This window comes from Escherichia sp. Lx600-2, assembly GCF_036662595.1.
GTDB lineage: Bacteria > Pseudomonadota > Gammaproteobacteria > Enterobacterales > Enterobacteriaceae > Escherichia > Escherichia coli.
Window position 1 is genome coordinate 1 of the sequence record NZ_JAYQWM010000142.1, and the last position, 6,254, is coordinate 6,254.

Annotated in this window: 5 protein-coding genes and 1 pseudogene; 4 read left to right on the plus strand and 2 right to left on the minus strand. The window is 43.1% G+C overall.

The features are described from left to right. The first annotated feature begins 217 nt into the window (after nucleotides 1–217). The 4 genes and pseudogenes from rfaD to rfaL all read left to right on the plus strand — a co-directional run bounded on the left by rfaD (nucleotide 218) and on the right by rfaL (nucleotide 4,406). A complete protein-coding gene (gene rfaD / locus OQV04_RS23125; protein ID WP_023308465.1) occupies nucleotides 218–1,150 on the plus strand; it encodes an ADP-glyceromanno-heptose 6-epimerase in 933 nt (310 codons plus the stop codon). A 9-nt stretch (nucleotides 1,151–1,159) separates the two neighbouring features. Continuing rightward, the gene (gene rfaF / locus OQV04_RS23130) at nucleotides 1,160–2,206 is read left to right on the plus strand and encodes an ADP-heptose--LPS heptosyltransferase RfaF (protein ID WP_000699219.1); all 1,047 of its coding nucleotides are present in this window, start codon (nucleotides 1,160–1,162) and stop codon (nucleotides 2,204–2,206) included. 3 nt (nucleotides 2,207–2,209) lie between these two features. Beyond that, nucleotides 2,210–3,201: pseudogene (gene rfaC / locus OQV04_RS23135) on the plus strand (lipopolysaccharide heptosyltransferase RfaC). After that, nucleotides 3,198–4,406, plus strand: a complete 1,209-nt coding sequence (gene rfaL / locus OQV04_RS23140; protein WP_332643005.1) for an O-antigen ligase RfaL — start codon at nucleotides 3,198–3,200, stop codon at nucleotides 4,404–4,406. Before rfaC ends, rfaL begins: the two are co-directional and overlap by 4 nt. A 35-nt stretch (nucleotides 4,407–4,441) precedes the next feature. Here the strand turns inward: rfaL and OQV04_RS23145 are convergent, their stop codons facing one another. Both OQV04_RS23145 and OQV04_RS23150 read right to left on the minus strand, forming a co-directional pair. Continuing rightward, nucleotides 4,442–5,584, minus strand: coding sequence for a lipopolysaccharide N-acetylglucosaminyltransferase (locus OQV04_RS23145; protein WP_023308468.1), 1,143 nt, complete (start codon nucleotides 5,582–5,584; stop codon nucleotides 4,442–4,444). Between the two features lie 8 nt (nucleotides 5,585–5,592). Further along, a partial coding sequence (locus tag OQV04_RS23150; protein WP_332643008.1) for a glycosyltransferase family 8 protein occupies nucleotides 5,593–6,254 on the minus strand: 662 nt, incomplete at its 5' end.

A 6,254-nucleotide genomic window follows, 5' to 3' on the forward strand; every position in this document is an offset into this window, starting at 1 on the left:
GCTCATGATGTCCCTCTGGGATGCGCTCCGGATGAATATGATGATCTCATATCAGGAACTTGTTCGCACCTTCCCTAGCTAAAACCCAAACTAGTTTGTTGCAATTAGCATCCTTGCATCTCTATGTAAAGGGCTGAAGGGATTCGGATGTGATGGTATGATTACAGACATTCATGTCTGAGATTGTCTCTGACTCCATAATTCGAAGGTTACAGTTATGATCATCGTTACCGGCGGCGCGGGCTTTATCGGCAGCAACATCGTTAAGGCCCTGAATGATAAAGGCATCACCGATATTCTGGTGGTGGACAACCTGAAAGACGGCACCAAGTTTGTGAACCTGGTGGATCTGGATATCGCGGACTATATGGATAAGGAAGACTTCCTGATCCAGATTATGGCTGGCGAAGAGTTCGGCGATGTCGAAGCGATTTTCCACGAAGGCGCATGCTCTTCCACCACCGAGTGGGATGGCAAGTATATGATGGATAACAACTATCAATACTCCAAAGAGCTGCTGCACTACTGTATGGAGCGCGAAATCCCGTTCCTGTATGCATCTTCCGCGGCCACTTACGGCGGACGCACCTCCGACTTTATTGAATCCCGCGAGTACGAAAAACCGTTGAACGTCTACGGTTACTCAAAATTCCTGTTTGATGAATATGTTCGTCAAATCCTGCCTGAAGCGAACTCGCAGATTGTTGGATTCCGTTATTTCAACGTTTATGGACCGCGTGAAGGCCATAAAGGCAGCATGGCGAGCGTCGCTTTCCATCTCAACACCCAGCTTAACAACGGTGAATCACCGAAGCTGTTTGAAGGTAGCGAGAACTTCAAACGCGACTTCGTCTATGTGGGCGACGTGGCTGATGTGAATCTGTGGTTCCTGGAAAATGGCGTTTCCGGCATCTTCAATCTCGGTACTGGTCGTGCGGAATCCTTCCAGGCTGTAGCTGATGCTACGCTGGCTTATCACAAGAAAGGCCAGATCGAATACATTCCGTTCCCGGATAAACTGAAAGGCCGCTATCAGGCGTTCACTCAGGCAGATCTGACGAATCTGCGCGCGGCGGGTTACGACAAACCGTTCAAAACCGTTGCTGAAGGTGTAACGGAATACATGGCCTGGCTGAATCGCGACGCATAAGAGCTCTGCATGAAAATACTGGTGATCGGCCCGTCTTGGGTTGGCGACATGATGATGTCGCAAAGTCTCTATCGCACGCTCCAGGCGCGCTATCCCCAGGCGATAATCGATGTGATGGCACCGGCATGGTGCCGTCCATTATTATCGCGGATGCCGGAAGTTAACGAAGCTATTCCTATGCCTCTCGGTCACGGAGCGCTGGAAATCGGCGAACGCCGCAAACTGGGTCATAGTCTGCGTGAAAAGCGCTACGACCGCGCCTACGTCTTACCCAACTCCTTCAAATCTGCATTAGTGCCTTTCTTCGCGGGTATTCCTCATCGCACCGGCTGGCGCGGCGAGATGCGCTACGGTTTACTCAACGATGTACGCGTGCTCGATAAAGAAGCCTGGCCGCTAATGGTGGAACGCTATATAGCGCTGGCCTATGACAAAGGCATTATGCGCACAGCACAAGATCTGCCGCAGCCATTGTTATGGCCGCAGTTGCAGGTGAGCGAAGGTGAAAAATCATATACCTGTAATCAATTTTCGCTTTCATCAGAACGTCCGATGATTGGTTTTTGCCCGGGTGCGGAGTTTGGTCCGGCAAAACGCTGGCCACACTACCACTATGCGGAGCTGGCAAAGCAGCTGATTGATGAAGGTTATCAGGTGGTTCTGTTTGGCTCGGCGAAAGATCATGAAGCGGGCAATGAGATTCTTGCCGCTTTGAATACCGAGCAGCAGGCATGGTGTCGGAACCTGGCGGGGGAAACACAGCTTGATCAAGCGGTTATCCTGATTGCAGCCTGTAAAGCCATTGTCACTAACGATTCTGGCCTGATGCATGTTGCGGCGGCGCTCAATCGTCCGCTGGTTGCCCTGTATGGTCCGAGTAGCCCGGACTTCACACCGCCGCTATCCCATAAAGCGCGCGTGATCCGTTTGATTACCGGCTATCACAAAGTGCGTAAAGGTGACGCTGCGGAGGGTTATCACCAGAGCTTAATCGACATTACTCCCCAGCGCGTACTGGAAGAACTCAACGCGCTATTGTTACAAGAGGAAGCCTGACGGATGCGGGTTTTGATCGTTAAAACATCGTCGATGGGCGATGTTCTCCATACGTTGCCCGCACTCACTGATGCCCAGCAGGCAATCCCAGGGATTAAATTTGACTGGGTGGTGGAAGAAGGGTTCGCACAGATTCCTTCCTGGCACGCTGCCGTTGAGCGAGTTATTCCTGTGGCAATACGTCGCTGGCGTAAAGCCTGGTTCTCGGCCCCCATAAAAGCGGAACGCAAAGCGTTTCGTGAAGCGCTACAAGCAGAGAACTATGACGCAGTTATCGACGCTCAGGGGCTGGTAAAAAGCGCGGCGCTGGTGACGCGTCTGGCGCATGGCGTAAAGCATGGCATGGACTGGCAAACCGCTCGCGAACCTTTAGCCAGCCTGTTTTACAATCGTAAGCATCATATTGCAAAACAGCAGCACGCCGTAGAACGCACCCGCGAACTGTTTGCCAAAAGTTTGGGCTATAGCAAACCGCAAACCCAGGGCGATTATGCTATCGCACAGCATTTTCTGACGAACCTGCCTACAGATGCTGGCGAATATGCCGTATTTCTTCATGCGACGACCCGTGATGATAAACACTGGCCGGAAGAACACTGGCGAGAATTGATTGGTTTACTGGCTGATTCAGGAATACGGATTAAACTTCCGTGGGGCGCGCCGCATGAGGAAGAACGGGCGAAACAACTGGCGGAAGGATTTGCTTATGTTGAAGTATTGCCGAAGATGAGTCTGGAAGGCGTTGCCCGCGTGCTGGCCGGGGCTAAATTTGTAGTGTCGGTGGATACGGGATTAAGCCATTTAACGGCGGCACTGGATAGACCCAATATCACGGTTTATGGACCAACCGATCCGGGATTAATTGGTGGGTATGGGAAGAATCAAGTAGAGTGTCGTTCTACAAGTATGTCTCTTGCAGATTTGCCAGCTCAAACCGTTTTTCAAAATTTAAATCTTGAAATAATAATCAATAAGTGACATCGGAGATAAGATGACCTCAACATTATTTTTCTCTCTCGAGAAAAAAAACTGGATAGCGTACTGGAACAGAGCTCTCGTATTCTTATTCATTACCACCTATTTTTTGGGTGAGATTACAAGGTATAAACATCTTATTGTTATTCTTATGACAATAACGACAATCGTCTATCTCTGCAAACGGCCAAAACACTATCTCTCACTATTTAAAACATTTCTTTTTGGTAGTGTTGCCATATTAACTATTGCTGCATTGCTGTCACTTCTTCAATCCCCTGATGCAGGTGCTAGCATGAAGGAAATTTTCAAAGCTATTATTGAGAATACTTTACTATGCACAATAGCAATACCGGTCATATTGAGAGACGAGAAAAGAGAAGATGTCGAAAAAATCGTTTTCTTCTCATTTATTAGTGCGTTGGGCTTACGCTGTTTTTCTGAATTGATTACCTATTATAAGGACTATCAACAAGGGATAATGCCATTCGCAGATTATAGACACCGTAGCATTTCTGACTCGATGGTCTTTTTATTCCCTGCATTGTTAAATCTCTGGCTTATCAAATCAGCAAAATACCGCATTTCTTTTGTGGTTCTAAGCTTTATTTTTATTTTTCTGATATTAGGAACTTTATCCAGAGGGGCCTGGCTTTCCGTGTTAGTCATTGGATTAATATGGATTCTGATGTTTAAACAATGGAAGTTACTATTAGTAGGAGTAATGGTTTCCATCATTGCATTGTCGGTTATTTTCACACATAAGGAGATGACCGCAAAGCTAACGTATAAACTTCAACAAACTAATAGTTCTTATCGCTATGCAAATGGTACTCAAGGCAGCGCACTCGATCTAATATTAGAAAATCCTGTTATTGGTTATGGTTACGGTAACGTTGCATATAAAGATGTCTATAATAAACGTGTCGTTGATTATCCAGAATGGACCTTTAGACAATCAATAGGGCCACATAATTTTGCGCTATTCATCTGGTTTGGCACTGGTTTATTAGGACTGGTAAGTCTTATGATGCTATACTGTGCAATATTGAAAGAGTGTATAAAAAATGGCGTCCAGAATAAATACCGCTCACCATATAATGCATATTATATAATCTTACTATCTTTTATAGGTTATTTTGTTATCCGTGGATACGTAGAACAAATTGAACCAAATTTATTAGGCGTTTACGCCGGCTTATTATTAGCGATGAAAAACAAGTAAAAAATAAAAAAGGCTGCATAATGCGGCCTTTTTATTTATTCAAACCAATTATGAATAACCTCTTCGAATCTTTGAGTTACGCCATCCCAACTGTAGTGATCAAACACAAAATCCTGACCTTGCTTTGCAACTGCTGTTAATTCAGGATTCGCTAACGTTTTTAAAATATCGCTGCTTATGGAGTCTGCAGTCATAGGTTCTTTTAAATGGAATCCCGTAGTATTTTCTTTGACAAATTCCGTCATCCCCCCACGCGTACTCACTAAAACAGGCTTACCAGCACCCATAGCTTCAATTGCCACCATGCAAAATGGTTCCTGGAACTGGGAAGGAATGACGACTAAATCTGCCAGTGGGTAATAACAATGCATCTTTTCAGGCGGTATGCTTCCTAACATAATGCAACGATCCTTCAAACGTTTTGCAATTTCCCTGACATTGCGTTGATATGCACCTTTGTCACTTTTACTCATTTCTGTATAATCACCAATCACAACTAATTTTAAATTTTTGTGAGCAGCGGCCAATTTTTCGAATGATTGCATCAACAGCAATATGCCTTTGTCAGGGACGATACGCCCAGCATAAAAAATAATTTTCTCTTCAGGGGAGATATTAAGTTCGCTTCTAGTGATCGGCTGAAAAGTAGATTGATAGGTTTCTAAATCAATTCCATTTGGTACAATCTCAATATCTGCATTTGCTAAATAAGATTGGTAATACTTTTTCAAGTATAAACTAGGCACTATCATTTTAACATTTTGCTCAAGCAATTTTGGTTCAAATGCATTATGCATATGTATAACCACTCTTGCCTGAGGAGCTCGCTTACGAATTTGAGTGTATAGCTTCATACTATTATGTACTACAATAACACTTTCTTTCGTTATAGGAAAATCATGTGCAATATTCAATATTCTCTGTGAATATGGAAGAGGATCAAGTCTTGTCCATTTTTGAAATAACCGCTTATATATGCGACTGAATCCAACCCTATGAATACTACAATTATCATTAACAAAGGTGTAATTTGAGTATCCTGGATTCTTGATACAAACAATACGATTTGGGAAATTGGTACGCTGAGCAACCTGATACATCCACGTTTCAACAGCGGCCGCTCCGCGAGGAGGAATTGAAAAAATAGGAGTAACTGTAAATATTATTTTATCAACCATCTCGAATGTTAACCTTTCATAAAATTATATTTAATTGCTGTAAAAAAACCATCGAGAAATTTTTTCTGGTAAAGCAAGTGTTTATATTCTTCTTTGTACTCATGTTTTTTAACAGCTTTTTTATAAGGTATATTTCTCCATGGTGATATATTATAAATATTACGAAAATAATCTGCAGATGCGTAGTTCGCCCAATCATGCCATGGCTTTGTTACACCAGTATAATGTATGAAGACAGTTTCATCATTAATAAACCGGGTGTAATATTCACTATTTTTTTCTTCAAATTCTGACTTTATAGTATAAATACAATTATATTTTCTCGGTAATATTTTAGCATGATGTAGAAACATTAAGTTTAAAATATCTTGATCCGGATATTTTAATTTTTTGATAATTGACTCATCTGATAATAGTTCAAAGAATTTCTCCGTTAGTCTTTGTTTTAACCATTCCCGTAAATTAATATACATTACACCAGAGTTAAAATAGCTACCGTTAAAATCCTCATTACCTAAACGCTCAGCGCTTTTACTTTGCATAGCATCTACATCAATTACCACAGCCCCATATTCATCTTTAAACTCTAATGCTATTAACTCGTTCAATGAACCCTTACAGACGATATCAGCATCAAGATATAATAATGAATCCAATCGCGCAGAAAAAT